The organism is Variovorax sp. RO1, assembly GCF_002849325.1.
In the GTDB taxonomy this organism is placed as follows: domain Bacteria; phylum Pseudomonadota; class Gammaproteobacteria; order Burkholderiales; family Burkholderiaceae_C; genus Variovorax.
In genome coordinates this window covers 935077-951693 of sequence record NZ_PKMT01000002.1, presented here as the reverse complement: position 1 = coordinate 951693, position 16617 = coordinate 935077, and the positions used below count along the sequence as shown (strand labels likewise).

11 protein-coding genes and 2 pseudogenes are annotated in these 16617 nt (G+C 66.2%); 9 read left to right on the top strand and 4 right to left on the bottom strand.

Features of this window, described 5'->3' with window-relative positions; translation table 11 throughout:
* Nucleotides 1-942 (top strand): AraC family transcriptional regulator, encoded by a 942-nt coding sequence (locus tag CY658_RS15560; RefSeq protein WP_062471853.1) that lies wholly within the window; start codon nucleotides 1-3, stop codon nucleotides 940-942.
* A 52-nt stretch (nucleotides 943-994) separates the two neighbouring features.
* Entirely contained in the window at nucleotides 995-2461 is a 1467-nt protein-coding gene (gene xylB / locus CY658_RS15555; protein ID WP_101491039.1) for a xylulokinase, read from the top strand.
* A gap of 163 nt (nucleotides 2462-2624) precedes the next feature.
* On the opposite strand, the gene groL is transcribed toward xylB, so the two are convergent.
* Together groL and CY658_RS15545 are read right to left on the bottom strand one after the other, a co-directional pair.
* The gene (gene groL, locus CY658_RS15550; RefSeq protein WP_099795250.1) at nucleotides 2625-4277 is read right to left on the bottom strand and encodes a chaperonin GroEL; all 1653 of its coding nucleotides are present in this window, start codon (nucleotides 4275-4277) and stop codon (nucleotides 2625-2627) included.
* A 55-nt stretch (nucleotides 4278-4332) separates the two neighbouring features.
* Nucleotides 4333-4623: a co-chaperone GroES gene (locus CY658_RS15545; protein WP_056572926.1), complete on the bottom strand. Its 291-nt coding sequence runs from the start codon at nucleotides 4621-4623 to the stop codon at nucleotides 4333-4335.
* A 510-nt stretch (nucleotides 4624-5133) separates the two neighbouring features.
* On the opposite strand from CY658_RS15545, the pseudogene CY658_RS15540 reads away from it, so the two are divergent.
* From CY658_RS15540 to CY658_RS15530, 3 genes and pseudogenes are all read left to right on the top strand, one after another.
* A pseudogene (locus CY658_RS15540) lies at nucleotides 5134-5397 on the top strand (helix-turn-helix domain-containing protein); the annotation flags it as partial.
* Nucleotides 5393-5599: pseudogene (locus CY658_RS15535) on the top strand (ATP-binding protein); the annotation flags it as partial. The pseudogenes CY658_RS15540 and CY658_RS15535, both read left to right, overlap by 5 nt.
* 567 nt (nucleotides 5600-6166) lie before the next feature.
* Nucleotides 6167-6661 carry a cupredoxin domain-containing protein gene (locus CY658_RS15530; protein ID WP_101491038.1) on the top strand — a complete coding sequence of 165 codons (495 nt, stop codon included), beginning with the start codon at nucleotides 6167-6169 and terminating at the stop codon, nucleotides 6659-6661.
* 46 nt (nucleotides 6662-6707) lie between these two features.
* Here CY658_RS15530 and CY658_RS15525 read toward each other — a convergent pair whose 3' ends face one another.
* Both CY658_RS15525 and CY658_RS15520 read right to left on the bottom strand, forming a co-directional pair.
* Nucleotides 6708-8876 carry a TonB-dependent receptor gene (locus CY658_RS15525; RefSeq protein ID WP_257884880.1) on the bottom strand — a complete coding sequence of 723 codons (2169 nt, stop codon included), beginning with the start codon at nucleotides 8874-8876 and terminating at the stop codon, nucleotides 6708-6710.
* Between the two features lie 253 nt (nucleotides 8877-9129).
* On the bottom strand, nucleotides 9130-10722 hold the full coding sequence (locus CY658_RS15520; RefSeq protein ID WP_101491037.1) for a phospholipase D family protein: 1593 nt from the start codon (nucleotides 10720-10722) through the stop codon (nucleotides 9130-9132).
* Between the two features lie 175 nt (nucleotides 10723-10897).
* Between CY658_RS15520 and CY658_RS15515 the strand changes: the two genes are divergently transcribed.
* From CY658_RS15515 to CY658_RS15500, 4 genes are read left to right on the top strand one after another with little or no spacing between them, the layout of a single operon-like run.
* Nucleotides 10898-12994, top strand: coding sequence for a TonB-dependent siderophore receptor (locus CY658_RS15515; protein ID WP_101491036.1), 2097 nt, complete (start codon nucleotides 10898-10900; stop codon nucleotides 12992-12994).
* Nucleotides 12995-13023: 29 nt separating this feature from the next.
* Nucleotides 13024-14226: a PepSY-associated TM helix domain-containing protein gene (locus CY658_RS15510; protein ID WP_101491035.1), complete on the top strand. Its 1203-nt coding sequence runs from the start codon at nucleotides 13024-13026 to the stop codon at nucleotides 14224-14226.
* A complete protein-coding gene (locus CY658_RS15505; protein ID WP_101491034.1) occupies nucleotides 14223-14435 on the top strand; it encodes a hypothetical protein in 213 nt (70 codons plus the stop codon). The genes CY658_RS15510 and CY658_RS15505 overlap by 4 nt, the downstream gene beginning before the upstream one ends.
* A 37-nt stretch (nucleotides 14436-14472) precedes the next feature.
* Nucleotides 14473-16599 (top strand): TonB-dependent receptor, encoded by a 2127-nt coding sequence (locus CY658_RS15500; protein ID WP_101491033.1) that lies wholly within the window; start codon nucleotides 14473-14475, stop codon nucleotides 16597-16599.
* The last annotated feature ends 18 nt before the right edge of the window (nucleotides 16600-16617 follow it).

Below are 16617 nucleotides of genomic sequence, written 5' to 3'. Positions count from 1 at the left end.
ATGACAACGACCACCCGCAAACGCGCGATCCCTCGCCAACGCCAGCCCGAACTGGAGCGCGATTTCGCGCGCTCTCCCTCGCTGGGCTACGAGGCCCCGGAAGAAACCGGCCTGGTGCGCTGCCTCGCGCACGGCTTTCCGAGCCCGCTGGTGCGTTGGCACTTCCATGAAGACTACGAGCTGCACCTGATCACCGAGACCTCGGGCAAGGCCTTCATCGGCGACTGGATCGGGCCGTTCCAGCCTGGGCATCTCGTGTTGTGCGGGCCGCGTCTTCCGCACAACTGGATCTCGCTCGACGTGCCCGAGGAAGGCGCCGCCGGGCGCGACCGCGTGATCCAGTTCCGCCATGAGCCCATCGAGCGCGCGGCCGCCGAGATTCCCGAGCTGCGCGATGTGATGCCGCTGCTCGACCGCGCGCGCCACGGCATCGAGTTCTTCGGCATGTCGGCGCAGGCGCTCGCGCACTGGGACGCCATCAAGGCGGCGCGCGGCGTGCGGCGCCTGGGCCTCTTTTGCGAGTTCATGGCCGACCTGGCGCAATGCACCGACTACCGGCTGCTGTCGAGCGTGCAGATGCAGGGCGTGCAGGGCAGCGACGGCGATGCGCAGGTCGACCAGATCAACGACATCGTCAACCGCATCACCAACAACATGACCGACTCGATCTCGATGTCGGATGTGGCCGCCGAGCTCGGCATGAGCGAGAGCCGCTTCAGCCGCTTTTTCCGTCGCTCGACCGGCAACAGCTTCACCGACTTCGTGAACCGCGTGCGCATCAACAGCGCCTGTCACCTGCTGATGCAGACCGACCACTACGTGACCGACATCTGCTACCAGGTGGGCTTCAACAACGTGGCGAACTTCAACCGGCGCTTTCTCGAAATCAAGGGCATGACGCCCAGCGAATTCAGGCGCCAGGCCGACACGCGCTTCGGCTGACTTCTTTCAAGGCGAATGCGCCTGCTCCAAAGGCGCCATCAGGGAGACGATCTTGTATCTGGGACTCGACCTCGGCACGTCCGAGCTCAAGGCGTTGCTGCTTGCGGACGATCACCGCATCGTCGGCGTGGCACGTGCGCCGCTCACGGTCGACCGGCCGCACCCGCTGTGGTCGGAACAGGCGCCCGCCCAATGGTGGCAGGCGCTCGACGCGGTCATGACCGAACTGCGCGCAGCACATGCCGAGGCGCTGTCGCAGGTGCGCGCCATCGGCCTGTCGGGCCAGATGCACGGCGCCACGCTGCTCGATGCGGCGGGCGAGGTGCTGCGCCCGGCCATTCTCTGGAACGACGGCCGCAGCGGCGCGCAGTGCGAGGCGCTCACGCGCGCCGTGCCGCGCCTGGGCGAAATCGCAGGCAACCTTGCGATGCCCGGCTTCACCGCGCCCAAGCTGCTGTGGGTGCGCGAGCACGAACCCGAGATCTTCTCCCGCGTCGCGCGCGTGCTGCTGCCGAAAGACTGGCTGCGCTTCATGCTCAGCGGCGAGGCGGTCAGCGAGATGTCCGACGCGGCCGGCACGCTGTGGCTCGACGTGGGCGCGCGCGACTGGTCCGACGAGCTGCTCGCGGCGACGGGGCTCACGCGCGATCACATGCCGCGGCTGGTCGAAGGCAGCGAAGTCTCCGCGCTGCTCAAGCCTGAGCTGGCGGCGCGCTGGGGCTTGCGCGATGGCGTGAAGATCGCCGGCGGCGCGGGCGACAACGCCGCCAGCGCGGTCGGCATGGGGCTCGTGGAACCGGGGCAGGGCTTTGTCTCGCTCGGTACTTCGGGCGTGGTGTTCGTCTCGACCGACCGTTTCCTGCCGAACCCCGCGCAGGCGATGCACGCCTTCTGCCACGCACTGCCCAAGCGCTGGCACCAGATGTCGGTGATGCTCTCGGCCGCGAGCGCGGTGAGCTGGGCGACCAAGACCTTCAAGTTCGCGGACGAAGCGGCGTTGCTCGAAGCGGCGGCATCGGTCGCGTTGGCGGACCGGGCGCGATGCCCGCTGTTCCTGCCGTACCTGTCGGGCGAGCGTTCCCCGCACAACAACCCGAACGCGCAGGGCACCTTGTTCGGCCTGACGCATGCCCATGGCCCCGCAGAGATCGCCTATGCCGTGGTCGAGGGCGTGAGCTTCGGCTTGCGCGACGGCTTCGACACGTTGCGCCTGCCGGCCGACATGCCGCTGCGCGAAGTCGCGCTAGTGGGTGGCGGTGCGCGCAGTGTCTGGTGGGGTCAGTTGCTGGCCGACATCTTCCAGGTCGAACTCACGCTCTATGCGGGCAGCGAGACGGGCGGGGCACTCGGTGCGGCGCGGTTGGCGTGGCTGGCCGATGGGGGCGCGGTGGCCGACGTGTGCACGCTGCCGCCGGTGAAGCAGACGCTGACGCCTTCATCCGACGGGGCGGGTGAACACAAGACGCGGCATGCGCGTTTTCAGGTGCTGTACATGGCGCTGCGTGACCAGTTCCGATAGGCGGCACAACAAACCGAGCGCCCATAAAAAAACCCGTCGCAAGACGGGTTTTTTATTTCGCGAAACACCGCGGAACCGGCTTTGCCGGGCCGCAGGTGTTGCCCCCGGTAGGGGGTTGGCGTAGCGGACACGAAGTGCCGCGCAGCCTGGGGGCGAGCGAAATTTACATACCCATGCCGCCCATGCCGCCCATGCCACCCATGTCAGGCATGCCGCCGCCGGCGCCCGACTCGTCCTTCGGAGCGTCAGCGATCATGGCTTCGGTCGTCAGCAGCAGCGAGGACACCGAAGCGGCGTTCTGCAGTGCGGTGCGGGTGACCTTCGTCGGGTCCAGGATGCCCAGCTCGAGCATGTCGCCGTACGTGTCGTTCGCAGCGTTGAAGCCGTAGTTGCCCTTGCCGGCCAACACAGCGTTCACCACCACCGAGGCTTCGCCGCCGGCGTTGTTCACGATTTCGCGCAGGGGGGCTTCGATGGCCTTCAGCACCAGCTTGATGCCGGCTTCCTGGTCGGCGTTGTCGCCCTTGACCGAGTCGCCCACAGCTTGCTTGGCACGCAGCAGAGCCACGCCGCCGCCAGCCACAACGCCTTCTTCCACTGCAGCGCGGGTGGCGTGCAGGGCGTCTTCGACGCGAGCCTTCTTTTCCTTCATTTCGACTTCGGTGGCAGCGCCAACCTTGATCACTGCCACGCCGCCGGCCAGCTTGGCCACGCGCTCTTGCAGCTTTTCACGGTCGTAGTCGCTGGTCGCTTCTTCGATCTGAACGCGCACTTGCTTCACGCGGGCTTCGATGTCACCAGCAGCGCCGGCGCCGTCGATGATGATCGTGTTTTCCTTGCCCACTTCGATGCGCTTGGCTTGACCCAGGTCGGCCAGCGTCACCTTTTCGAGCGTCAGGCCCACTTCTTCAGCGATGACCTTGCCGCCCGTCAGGATGGCGATGTCTTCCAGCATGGCCTTGCGGCGGTCGCCGAAGCCAGGAGCCTTGACAGCCACAACCTTCAGGATGCCGCGGATCGTGTTCACGACCAAGGTAGCCAGGGCTTCGCCTTCGACTTCTTCGGCAATGATCAGCAGCGGACGGCCAGCCTTGGCGACTTGCTCCAGCACCGGCAGCAGGTCACGGATGTTGCTGATCTTCTTGTCGAACAGCAGCACGAAGGGGTTGTCCAACAGCGCCGATTGCTTCTCGGGGTTGTTGATGAAGTAGGGCGACAGGTAGCCGCGGTCGAACTGCATGCCTTCGACGACGTCGAGTTCGCTGTCCAGCGACTTGCCGTCTTCCACGGTGATCACGCCTTCCTTGCCGACCTTGTCCATCGCGTCAGCGATGAGCTTGCCGATGGTTTCGTCGCTGTTGGCCGAGATGGAGCCGACTTGCGCGATTTCCTTGGAGGTGGTGGTGGGCTTGGAAGCCTTCTTCAGCTCGGCGACCAGGGCCGTGACAGCCTTGTCGATGCCGCGCTTCAGGTCCATCGGGTTCATGCCGGCAGCCACCAGCTTGAAACCTTCGCGAACGATGGCTTGTGCCAGCACGGTCGCGGTGGTGGTGCCGTCACCGGCGTTGTCCGAAGTCTTGGAGGCCACTTCCTTCACGAGCTGGGCGCCCATGTTCTGCAGCTTGTCCTTGAGTTCGATTTCCTTGGCCACGGACACACCGTCCTTGGTCACGGTGGGGGCGCCGAACGAACGCTCGAGCACCACGTTGCGGCCCTTGGGGCCCAGGGTCACTTTGACTGCGTTGGCCAGGATGTTGACACCCTCGACCATGCGTGCGCGGGCTTCTCCGCCGAAGACTACGTCTTTTGCTGCCATGATGAATTAACTCCGAATGGATTGAATTTGGATGAGATCGAAAGGAGGAGAAGAATTACTTCTCGACGACTGCGAACAGGTCGTCTTCCTTCATCACGAGCAGTTCGTCGCCATCGACCTTGACGGTCTGGCCGCTGTACTTGCCGAACAGGACGCGGTCGCCGACCTTGACGGTCAGTGCGGCCAGTTCGCCCTTGTCGTTGCGCTTGCCCGGGCCCACGGCCAGGACTTCACCCTGATCGGGCTTTTCGGCGGCTGCGTCGGGGATGACGATGCCAGAGGCGGTCTTGGTTTCGCTGTCAACACGCTTGACGATCACGCGATCGGCCAAAGGACGAAGTTTCATTGCATCTCCTGGAAGGGTAAGAAACGGGTTTGTTTGTGGTCGGGCGCCGGAGAAACCGGCGACCTGTCGACTGGATGGGAGGGCTGTTAGCACTCGTCAGCAGCGAGTGCTAATCATAAGGGCATTCGATGACCTTTCAAGAGCGTGGCCCTTGCCCTCGTCTTTGCGGAACGACGCTGGTCTTTCGTAAGCGCGTCATTGAACATTCGCGCAATAATTATTTTATCCGGATAAAACTTGGCGCTAGCGGCCGGCGGGGACGGTGTAAGGGCGGCCAGAAGGTTCAATCTGCAAGGCTTGGAGCAAGGAGCCTCGGCGGACGGTCTGAAAAGGTGCACTTTTTTCGCAAACCGCTGCCAAAAGTCTTGATTGGCTTGGGCTGACAAGTAGCAGGGCAGCCCCGCTGTTGATTGCTGCCGAAAATTGACCCACTAAACGCAGTAATTTCCGTCTAAGACTGACCCACGTAAAACCCTACCCTGCTCATTTTTAAAGCAGGGGATCCTAGGAGTGATAGACGTGGCGACATTGAGTGTCATCAGACGCTGGGCCCTGCGCGAGCAGATGTCCATTCGCGAGATAGCCAGGCGTACAGGCCTGTCTCGCAACACCGTAAAGAAGTACCTGCGAGCCGGCGATGAAGAGCCGCGCTACGCCAAGCGGGCGAGTTCAAGCAAGCTCGATCCCTATGCCGAGAAGCTCGCGACCTGGCTCGCGATCGAGGCAACTAAATCGCGCAAACAGCGGCGCAATCTGCGGCAGATCCACACAAACCAGTGTCGTGATCACCACGAACCTCAGCTTCGGGGAGTGGGCTAGCGTCTTTGGCGATGCGAAGATGACAACCGCGCTGTTGGACAGGCTGACACATCGGTGCCACATCCTGGAGACCGGAAACGACAGCTTCCGGTTCAAAAACAGTTCTGCGAAGTCCCAACCTAAAAAGGAGAACACCAAGCACTTATCCACACTGTGAAGCCTTCAGGCTCACAAAACGGGTGGGTCAGTATTCAATGGAAATCTAGGGTCAGAGATCGGCGGAATCCAACACGGGACGGCAGGTCACATAGGGACAGGCGTGCGATCTACTCTCGCTCGACAAGAGTTTTGATCAAAGCATAGTAACCGCGACTTCCAACATGGGCGAAAGCTCGGTGACGTGGAATTAACGTAGTCGAATGTTCAATGGCACGCGGCTCGAAAGTGATTTAACACACTCGAGATTCGGTCTTTGAAAATCAATGAGTTGCGACAGGGACGCTGCGAATGTTAAGCGTCGTTCCGCAGTCTTGCACGGCTGTGCTTTTACGGGGAAACCCCGGGCTGCCGAGTGCCATCGGTCGGAACGTTTAGGGTTCTTTTGTCCGGGTGAAATAAGCCCACTCAGACCCATGCAGAGGCCGCGCGCGGATTGCTTCTTTGTAATCCACGTGATCGGCGATTGACGGGGCGGGCTTCCTAGAGTCGCGGCACCCCAGCACGCAGCACCGGACGGATGCGCGCGCAGGCCGCCCGATCCACCCTTCCAATCTCCAAGGACACCATGGCTCTCACCTTCCGCAACACCGTTTTCGCTGCCTTGGCCGCATTGGCCGCCGTCGGCGCTTCCGCCTCGGGCACCCATGCCGGCGATCACGGCCATGACGATGCCGAAGCCGCCGTCGGCAAGCCCGGCGTGGCCGCCAAGGTGACGCGCACGGTCCAGGTCGACATGACGGACGCGATGCGCTTCACGCCTGCAGACATCAAGGTCAAGCAAGGAGAGACAGTGCGCTTCGTCGTCAAGAACTCGGGTGTCCTGAAGCACGAGCTCGTGCTCGGGACCGAGAAGGCGCTCAAGGCGCACTACGACGCCATGAAGAAGAACCCCGAGATGGAGCACGCCGATCCGAACATGGTCACGCTGGCCGCGGGCAAGACCGGCGAGATCGTCTGGCAGTTCACGCAGGCCGGCAAGGTTGATTTCGGCTGCCTGCAGCCAGGCCACTACGACGCCGGGATGAAGGGCGCGGTGCTAGTGGGGAAGGCCGGCAAGTAAGAACCAAGAGGCGGCCGCGTGTTGAACACGCAGCCGCCCCGCACGCTCAGAACTTCGCGCGCAGCGTCAGCTGCACTTCGCGCCCCGGTCCCGGCAGGATCAGGTTGTCCACGCTGCCGTGGGCCGAGACGTAGTACTTGCGGTTCGCGATGTTCTTCAGGTTCAGCGCGATCTCGTAGCGCTCGGCCTTGTAGTTGGCCGCGAGGTCGGCGGTCAGGTACGAGGGCAGGGTGACGAGGTTGCTCAGCGACGCATAGCGCGCGCTGACGTAGTTCAGGCCGCCGCCGGCGCTGAAGCCGTGGCCGAGGTCCTTCATGGCCCACACGAAGGCCGAGTGGCGCGGCGTGAGCGCGGCGGTCTTGCCCTGCACCGGGATCGCGGCGCCCAAGGGCAGCTGCAGCGAGCTCACGGTGGCGAGCGACTTGGTCATCTTCGCGTCGAGGTACGCATAGCCCGCGCTCACGTCCCAGCGGCCCGGCAGACGGCCGTTGAGCGCGAGCTCCAGGCCGTTGGTGCGCTGCGTGCCGACGTTGATCTGGCGGCGTGGGTTGTTCGGGTCGGTGTTCTTGATGCCCGAGCGTTCCAGGTTGAACAGCGCGGTCGTGAGGTTCAGGCCGCCGTCGAGCAGGTCGAACTTGGCGCCGATTTCCTTGTTGACGGTGATCTCGGGCGCGTTGTCGATGTTGCCGGTGGACAGCGCGAAGTTCTCGCCCGAGGGTTGGAACGAGCGGCTGTACGACACGTAGTACGACTGCACCGCATCCGGCTGCCACACCACGCCGGCGCGCGGGCTGAACTTGCGGTCGGTGCGTTCCAGCGGCGCGAGCTTGCGCTCGAAGCTGGTGTCCTGCTTGAACACGTCGTAGCGTCCGCCGATCAGCGCCTTCCAGTGCGGTGCCAGCGTGATCTGGTCCTGGACGTAGACGGCCGCGGTCTTGAACTCGCTGTTGCTCGGGATCGCGCCGTCGGCGAGGTAGGTCGCGAGCGGAATCGGCTGCGGATCGGCCACCGGGTTGAACAGGCTCACGCGCTCGAAGCCCGTGGCGGACGACACGCTGAACAGGCGCTTGCGCTGCACGCCGAACTCGGCGCCGACCAGCCACTCCTGCTTGAAGCCGCCGATGTCGTTGCGCCAGGTCAGGTCGGTCTGGTTGAACCAGCCGCTCTCGTCGCGGTCGACGATGCCGCGCGTGCGGCCCACCGTGAGGCGCACGGGGTCGGTGGTGCCGCTGGGCAGCGTGTTGTTGCGGTCCAGGTGGTAGCTCGAGTAGCGCGTGGTGTTGCGCAGGCTCAGCGCGTCGCTGAAGCGATGGTTCAGCGTGGCGGTGAAGGTCTGCACCTTGCTGGTCACGGTGTCGTCGCGCTTGCCGTGCGCGGAGCCGTAGTAGGCGCCGATGGGCACGTCGACCGGGCGGCCGTTGAGCGCCGGAATGCCGAAGTCGGTGAGGCGCTGGTCGCGCAGGTTGGTGTACTGCAGCAGCAGGTCGGTCTGCGGGCTGAACTTGATCGCGAGCGAGGGCGCGATGTTGTAGCGGTCGGTGAACTGCTGGTCGCGGTAGCTGTCCGACTTCTCACCGGCCACGTTCAGGCGGAACGCCATGTTCTCGCCGATGGGCGTGTTCAGGTCGATCGTGCTGCGCGTGTAGTGGTTGCTACCCAGGCCCAGCGAGACCTCGCCGAAGCGGCGATCGAACACGGGCTTCTTGGTCACGCGGTTGATCAGGCCGCCCGAGGAACCGCGGCCGTAGAGCACGGCGGCCGGGCCCTTGAGCACCTCGATGCGCTCGGTGTCCGAGAGGTCGCGGAAGTACAGCGCGTCGTCGCGCACGCCATCGACGAACCAGTCGGAGATGCCACTGAAGCCGCGGATCACGACCTGGTCGCGCTGGCCGTCGCCGTGGTTGAAGCTCACGCCCGGCACGTTGCGCAGGGCGTCCTGCATCGACACCGCGCCCTGGTCGCGCAGCAGCTGCTCGGGCAGCACGTTGACGGCCTGCGGCACGTCGCGCAGCGGTGCGCTGCCCTTGGTGGCGGTGCTGGCGGCGGCGGGGGCGTAGCCCTTGTCGTCCTCGGCGCTGACGGTCACTTCCTTCAGGGTCGAAGCGGTGGTCTGCGCCAGGGCGGTGCCGCTCAGCGACGCGAGGGCGGCGCCTGCCAGCAGGGAAAGACGCCACAGCGGGCGCGACGTGGGGGCGGTACGGAAAGAGGGCTTCATGTTGTCCAGTTTTTTTGAAGGGCGTTGTACGCACGGCGGCCGCGCACGCGCACGGCACGGCCTTCGTCGGCGGGACGAAGGGCGATGTCGTGCCTTGCCTTGAAAAAATCTGGGTGAGGCGAGGGCCGCTCGGGCGGAAGCTCCGCCGGCGGCACCCGTGGTGACGGCCGCTGGGCGCGGCGGGCTGGATTCTAGAGAGCCGGCTGCGACGCGCCCGCCCTCTGTGGCGGCGATGCGACGCGCAGCCGCCCGCTCACAGCTGGTCGGTCGGCACGAACCACGAGAACAGCAGCAGCTGCAATCGCGTGAGCATGCTGGAGTCGGGCTCGCTGTCGAGCACCTCGTTGTGCACGTCGCCGGTGCCGATCCACTGCACGTTCTGGCCGTCGGGCTTGAGCACGACGCGGTACACGCCTTCCATGTCGTCCAGCTGGTAGGCAAAGAGCAGCGCCTGCGTGAGCTCGAAGCTGCGCACGCGCACGCCGAACTCGGTGTTGAGCAGGGCCGAGCGCGGGTCGAGGTTCATCGAGCCGAGCAGCACCCACTGGCGATCGACCAGCGCCAGCTTGGCATGCAGGCGCCCGCGCGCCTTCTTGAGCAGGCTGCGGAACTGGCCGCTGCGCTTGAGCTGCTGCGTGCTCACCTCGTACAGGTTCACGCCCAGCTTGAGCATGTCGACGCGGTAGCGGTTGTAGTTGATGTTCACCAGCGGCTCGTCGCTGTCGGCCAGCGAGTTGGTGACCACGGTGATGCTCAGGCCGTGATCGCGGCCCATGCGGATGCGCTCCATGCCCTCGTCGCCGGGAATGAAGTAGGGCGAGATCACCACCACGTTCGACTTCGCGGCGCCCAGCATCTCGTGGAAGCGCTGCGCCAGCGATTCCTGCGGCTGGGCCATCTTGCCGAGGGCCTTGTTCGGGCTGTCGGCGGTGGCGGCGGCCTCGGCGCGGATCCAGCGCGTCTCGCCGATGTTCGCGAGCTGCGCGCCCAGCGGCAGGTCGCCCAGCAGGTCGGTGGCGGCCAGCGGGTCAGGCAGCGGCGCGAAGGCGGGCGAGGTCGCGGTGTCGAAGGCGGCCTTGAGTTCGTCGGGCGTGAGCGTCGTGCCGGCCATGCGCTGCAGCGGGTAGACGACGTCGCTGTTCCAGTAGGTGTCGAAGATCCCGGCGGACTGCGCCACCACCGGGCCGGCCAGCAGCAGCTCGAAGTCGATGAAGTTGGCGCTCTCGCTGCGCAGGAAGTACTCGTCCGCGAGGTTGCGTCCGCCGGCGATGGCCATGGCGCCGTCGGCGATGAACAGCTTGTTGTGCATGCGGTGGTTGAGCCGCCGGAAATCGCCGAAGAACTCCAGCCAGCGCATCGACGAGCTGTCGCGCGCGTTCACGAAGGGGTTGAACAGCCGCACCTGCGCGTTGGGCTCGGCGGCCAGTCCGAGCAGCAGGCGGTCCATGCCGGCCGTGTAGAAGTCGTCGAGCAGCAGGCGCACGCGCACGCCGCGCCGGGCGGCGTCGCGCAGTTCGCGCAGCAGCAGGCGACCGGTCTTGTCGTTGCCGAGCTGGTAGGTCTGCACGTCGAGCGACGACTGGGCGCGCCGGATGAGCTCCAGCCGCGCGTCGAGCGCGAACGAGGCTTCGATCAGCGGCCGCATGCTCGAGAGCCCGTCGGGCGGCGAATCGAGGCTGGCGGCGGCGCGGCCGAGCGGGGTGGCGGACGAGGCGGGAATCGCCACTGCCGGTGGCGCATCGGGCATGCGCGGCGGCAGGCCGGCACAGCCGGTGAGCACCAGCACGACCAGCACCAGCGCCGGGCCGCGCAGCGCGGGAAACAACAAGGCGAGGAGCTTGAGCATGGGGCCTGTCAGCGCACGCAAACGGCGTGCGGGCGGGATCGTAGCCCGGCTGGCGCGGCCGATCGCGGCACTTTTGCAACACCTCTCGCCCTGCTGCTGGAAAACCCGTGGACCGCGACTTTCTTGACAATAGAATGCGAATTGTTATCAATAGTGTTCACTGAGCGATAAAAACATGGCAAGAATCTTGGCGCGGCGCAGGGCCGCCTCGGTGCTGGTGGGCTGTCTGGCGATCTACGCGCAGCAGCATGTGCTGGCGCAAACAGGCAGTTCGGGCTCGTTGCCTGAAGTGCGCGTCGATGCGAACGCCGAAGCCGAAACCGCCACCTCACCGGTGATCGGCTACCGCGCGAAGAACGCCGTCACCGCCACCAAGACCGACACGCCGCTGTCGGAAACGCCGCAGTCCGTCACCGTGATCACGCGCGACCAGATGGTCGACCAGGGCGCCAACAACCTGCAGGACGCCCTCAACTACGCGGCGGGCGTGCGCTCCGACGCCTACGGTGTCGATTCGCGGACCGACTCGATCCGCGTGCGCGGCGCCTACCCCGACATCTATCTGGATGGCCTGCGCCAGGCCTACGGCTACTACACCAGCACGACGCGCACCGAGCCCTACACGCTGGAGCGCCTCGAAGTGCTGCGCGGCCCCTCGGGCATGCTGTTCGGCGCGGGCACCGCGGCGGGCGTGGTCAACATGGTCAGCAAGCGACCGCTGCAGGAGGCCCAGCGCGAAGTGGGCGTGCAGTTCGGCAGCTTCGGCCGCAAGCAGGTGCAGGCCGACCTGACCGGCCCGCTGAACGCCGACGGCTCGCTGTCGTACCGGTTGATCGCGCTGCAGCGCAAGTCCGATTCGCAGGTGGACTACGTGCCCGACGACCGCAGCGTGATCGCGCCGTCGCTCACCTGGCGACCCAACTCGGCGACCTCGCTGACGCTGCAAGGCCTGTGGCAAAAAGACAAGAGCGGCAGCAGCTCGCAGTTCCTGCCGTGGGAAGGCACCTTGCTGCCGGCGCCGTTCGGCCGCGTGCCGGCCAGCCGCTTCATCGGCGAGCCCAGCGACTACTACAACAGCGAGCGCCAGACCTTCGGCTGGCAGTTCGAGCACAAGTTCAACGACAGCTGGACCGTGCGCCAGAACTTTCGCTACGCGAAGAACGAAAACGACAACCGCTACCACTACGGCGGCGCGTTCAGCGGCTTCGACAGCTGGTCGACCGACCCGATCTTCAAGCGCGTGCTGGCCCGTTACTACGACAGCCAGCTGACCCGCAACCGCACGCAGACACTCGACAACCACGTCGAAGGCCACTTCCAGACCGGCGCGCTCAAGCACACGTTGTTGATCGGTGCAGACTACGCGCGCCAGCGCGAGAACGTCTGGGGCGGCACCACGGCCGACACCATCGACATCTATGCGCCGGTGTACGGGCACCTCGACGAGCCCGAGCGCGTGGCGCGTCCGCGCACCCGCCAGCGCCAGACCGGCCTGTACCTGCAGGACCAGATCAAGCTCGACAACTGGATCTTCGTGGCCGGCCTGCGCCATGACCGCGCCGTTTCCAGCGCCGTCGGCAGCGACGAGCAAAAGAGCAGCGCCACCACCAAGCGCCTGGGCGTGATGTACGCGCATCCCTCGGGCTGGTCGCCGTACCTGAGCTACAGCGAGTCGTTCACGCCGCAGTCGCCGCGCGAAGGCCGCATCTTCTCGCCGCTGCGCGGCGAGCAGTGGGAAGCGGGCGTGAAGTACGAGCCCAAGGACCGTGCCCTGGCCTTCAGCGCCGCGGTGTACGACCTGCGCGAGAAGAACCAGATCGTCGAAGAGCAGCCGAAGGTGTTCTCGCAGCGCGGCCTGACCAAGACCAAGGGCGTGGAGCTGGAAGCCAAGGGCTCGGTGGGCGCCAACCTCGACCTGATCGCCCACTACAACTACACCGACGCCGACGCGCAGATCGAAGGCCTGCCCAAGCACCAGGCCAGCTTCTGGGCGAAGTACAAGTTCTCGGTGGCCGGCATGAGCGGCTTCTCGGCCGGCGCCGGCGTGCGCGTGATGAGCTCGTTCCGCGACACGCAGTTCGGCACCGGTCCGCGGATACCGGGCGTTGCATTGGCCGACCTGGTGTTTGCTTACGATACGGCCCAGTGGCGCTATGCGCTCAACATCAACAACGTGACGGACAAGGTGTATTTCAGCACCTGCCTCTCGCGCGGTGACTGCTGGTACGGTGCGCGACGCAACATCGTGGCGAGCGCCACCTACCGCTTCTAGCCTTTTCCCACCCAACGACGCACGACGACATGGACAGCCGAAAGATCAAGACCTGGGCCTGGGTCCACAAGTGGAGCAGCCTCGTCTGCACGGTGTTCATGCTGCTGCTGTGCATCACCGGCCTGCCGCTGATCTTCCACCACGAGATCGGCCACCTGCTGGGCACCGAGGTCGATGCGCCGAAGATGCCGGCGAACACGCCGCGCATCAGCCTGGACAAGGTGGTCGAGATCGGCCGCGCCAAGCACCCCGACCGCGTGGTGCAGTTCGTCTCGCAGCCCGAGGATGACGACGGCCTGTGGTTCGTCACGCTCACGCCCACGCCCGAACCCACCGAAGACTTCAAGTCGGTGGCGGTCGATGCGCGCACCGGCGTCGTGCTGGCGCAGCCGGAGTTCAGCCAGGGCTTCATGTACATCATGTTCAAGCTGCACGTCGACCTGTTCGCAGGGCTGCCGGGCAAGCTGTTCCTGGGCTTCATGGGCCTGCTGCTGCTGGTGGCCATCGTCTCGGGCGTGGTGCTGTATTCGCCGTTCATGCGCAAGCTCGACTTCGGCACCGTGCGGCGAGAGAAGCGCCCGCGCCTGAAGTGGCTCGACCTGCACAACCTGCTGGGCATCGTCACGCTGGTGTGGCTGTTCGTGGTGGGCTCCACCGGCATGATCAACACCTGGGCCGACCTGATCATCAAGTACTGGCAGTACGACCAGCTGAGCACGCTGCTCGCCCCCTACAAGAACGAGCCGGTGGTGCCGGTGGCCGAGCGCGGCTCGCTGCAGCGCTCGATGGAAGGCGCGATGCAGAAGGCGCCCGGCATGAAGTTGTCGTTCATCGCCTTCCCGGGCACCTCGTTCTCGAGCCCGCACCACACGACCTTCTTCCTGCGCGGCAACGAGCCCTTCACCTCGAAGCTGCTGCAGCCGGTGCTGGTCGATGCCAAGACGGCGGAAGTCACGGCGGCGCCGAAGATGCCGTGGTACCTCACGGGCCTCTTGGTGTCGCAGCCGCTGCACTTCGGTGACTACGGCGGCATGCCGATGCAGATCCTGTGGGCGCTGCTCGACATCGCGACCATCATCGTGCTGGGCAGCGGGCTGTACCTGTGGCTCAAGCGTGGCAACACCGTGCCGGCCCGGACATCGACCACGGCGTCGCCCGCCACGGAGCGCGCACCGCCTTCGGCCTCGGGCCCGCAGCCTGATCCGGCACCGGCCATGAAGGTGCAGGCATGACGGCGCACCACAAGGCACCGCACCAGTCCTTCTGGCGCATGTGGGGTTGGCCGATCGTGCTGGGCGTGCTGACCACCATCGGCCTCATCACCGCGCTGTTCAGCGACGGCGGCTTCGGCGACATGGTGGCCTGGGTGGGCCTGGGCATTCCGGTGCTCGTGTGCGCCTGGTACGGCTGGCGCCGGTCGCCGCGCACGGGTTCGCGCTAGGCGAAAGGGGCAGGGCACCGACGCAGAATCGGTGCCGATGAATGCCGCACTCTCTTACCCGCTTCGCTTGCTGATCCTGGGCGCTCCGCTGGCCGTGCACGGCCAGCAACCTGCCGCAGTGCCAGCCGGCACGCTGCGCGATGTCACCGTCTCCACGCCGCGCGGCGCGCTGTCTCCTTTTCTCGTGCCCGGCTCGGTCGATCGCGTCGACGGCGACGAGATGCGCGACAGCCGGATGCAGGTCAACCTGTCCGAAAGCCTGGGCGCCGTGCCCGGCCTGCAGGTGCAGAACCGCATGAACTACGCGCAGGACCTGCAGCTGTCGGTGCGTGGCTTCGGCGCGCGCTCCACCTTCGGCGTGCGCGGCGTGCGCCTGTACGTCGACGGCATTCCGGCCACCTTGCCCGACGGACAGGGGCAGACCTCGAACATCGACATCGGCTCGGTCGATCGCGTCGAGGTGCTGCGCGGACCGTTCTCGGCGCTGTACGGCAATTCGTCGGGCGGCGTGGTGCAGGCGTTCACGGCCTCGGGGGAGGGCGCGCCGCGCTTGTCCTATTCGCTGGCGGGCGGCAGCTTCGGCAGCTGGCGCCAGTCGCTGCAGCTCAGCGGCGCGCAGGGCGCTGTCGACTATTTGCTCGGCGCGAGCCACTTTCGCACCGACGGCTGGCGCGAGCAGAGCGCCGCGCGGCGCAACATCGCGAACGGCAAGCTGGGCGTTGCGCTCGATAACGGCGACAAGCTGACGCTCGTGTTCAACAGCGTGCGCATCGAGGCGCAAGACCCGCTGGGCCTGACGGCCGAGCAGGTCGCGCAGGCACCGCGCAAGGCGCCGCTCGCGCTGCAGTACGACACGCGCAAGACGGTCGAGCAGACGCAGGTCGGTCTGCGCTACGAGCGGCGCCTCAATGCCGAGCAGGCGCTGCAGTTCATGGTCTATGGCGGCGAGCGCAAGACCGTGCAGTTCCAGTCGATCCCGCCGTCGGCGCAGCAGAGCCCGCTGCATGCGGGCGGGGTGATCGACCTCACGCGCCAGTACGGCGGCGTCGACCTGCGCTGGACCGCCACGCTGCAGCTGGCCGACCGGCCCTTCGACCTCGTGGCGGGCCTGGGCTACGACAGCCTGCGCGAGCGCCGCCGCGGCTACGAGAACTACCAGGGGTCCGCGGCGATGCCCGTGCTGGGCGTGCAGGGGCGCTTGCGCCGCAACGAGCGCAACGAGGTCTGGAACCTCGACCCCTATGCACAGGCGGCCTGGCGCTTCGCCGAGCGCTGGACGCTCGAGGCCGGCGTGCGCCGCAGCCGCGTGCATTTCGATTCGCACGACCTCTACATCGGTGGCGCGAACCGCGACGACAGCGGCAGCGCGAGCTACAGCAAGACCTTGCCCGTGGCGTCGCTGCGCTACCAGGCCACGCCCGATCTCGCGGTATACGGCTCGGTCGGCCGTGGCTTCGAGACGCCGACGCTCAACGAGTTGTCGTACCGCCCGGGCGGCGCGAGCGGGCTCAACTTCGGGCTGCGGCCTTCGGTGAACGACAGCCTCGAAGTGGGCGCGAAAGCGCGGCTGGCCGGCGGCCTGCTGACGGCGGCGCTGTTCCACACCCGCACGCGCGACGAGATCGTCACCGCCACCAACAGCGGCGGTCGCGCGACCTTCCAGAACGCCGGGCGCACGCGGCGCAACGGTTTCGAGCTGGGGTGGCAGCACGAAACGGCCGACCACTGGCGCACGCAGGTCGCCTACACGTGGCTGGACGCGACCTACCGCGATGCGTTCTGCTCGCCGTCGCCCTGCGCGGGCAGCAACGCGGTGAACGCGGGCAACCGCATCCCGGGCATCGCGCGGCAATCGCTGTTCGCCTCGCTCGGCTGGGTGCCGCCGGAGGGCTGGCGCGCGGGTGTCGAGATGCGTGCGCTGAGCCGCATCCAGGCCAACGACCTGAACACCGTGAGCGCGCACGGCTACGCCGTGGCGGCGCTGTACGCCGGCTACCTGAAGAAGTGGGAGCGCTGGGATTTCAACGCCTTCGCGCGCGTCGACAACCTGTTCGACCGGCGCTACATGGGCTCGGTCATCGTCAACGAAGGCAATGCGCGCTTCTACGAACCCGCACCGGGGCGCAACTGGACACTGGGCCTGAGCGGCGCGTACCGCTTCTGAACGAACGCGCCATGACAA

What these genes read in the sequence shown, in the direction of transcription:
- CY658_RS15510 (WP_101491035.1), top strand. Translation starts at nt 13,024, where the DNA reads ATGGACAGCCGAAAGATCAAGACCTGGGCCTGGGTCCACAAGTGGAGC.
- CY658_RS15515 (WP_101491036.1), top strand. Translation starts at nt 10,898, where the DNA reads ATGGCAAGAATCTTGGCGCGGCGCAGGGCCGCCTCGGTGCTGGTGGGC.
- CY658_RS15500 (WP_101491033.1), top strand. Translation starts at nt 14,473, where the DNA reads ATGAATGCCGCACTCTCTTACCCGCTTCGCTTGCTGATCCTGGGCGCT.
- CY658_RS15545 (WP_056572926.1), bottom strand. Translation starts at nt 4,623, where the DNA reads ATGAAACTTCGTCCTTTGGCCGATCGCGTGATCGTCAAGCGTGTTGAC.
- CY658_RS15560 (WP_062471853.1), top strand. Translation starts at nt 1, where the DNA reads ATGACAACGACCACCCGCAAACGCGCGATCCCTCGCCAACGCCAGCCC.
- CY658_RS15505 (WP_101491034.1), top strand. Translation starts at nt 14,223, where the DNA reads ATGACGGCGCACCACAAGGCACCGCACCAGTCCTTCTGGCGCATGTGG.
- CY658_RS15525 (WP_257884880.1), bottom strand. Translation starts at nt 8,876, where the DNA reads ATGAAGCCCTCTTTCCGTACCGCCCCCACGTCGCGCCCGCTGTGGCGT.
- CY658_RS15520 (WP_101491037.1), bottom strand. Translation starts at nt 10,722, where the DNA reads ATGCTCAAGCTCCTCGCCTTGTTGTTTCCCGCGCTGCGCGGCCCGGCG.
- CY658_RS15530 (WP_101491038.1), top strand. Translation starts at nt 6,167, where the DNA reads ATGGCTCTCACCTTCCGCAACACCGTTTTCGCTGCCTTGGCCGCATTG.
- groL (WP_099795250.1), bottom strand. Translation starts at nt 4,277, where the DNA reads ATGGCAGCAAAAGACGTAGTCTTCGGCGGAGAAGCCCGCGCACGCATG.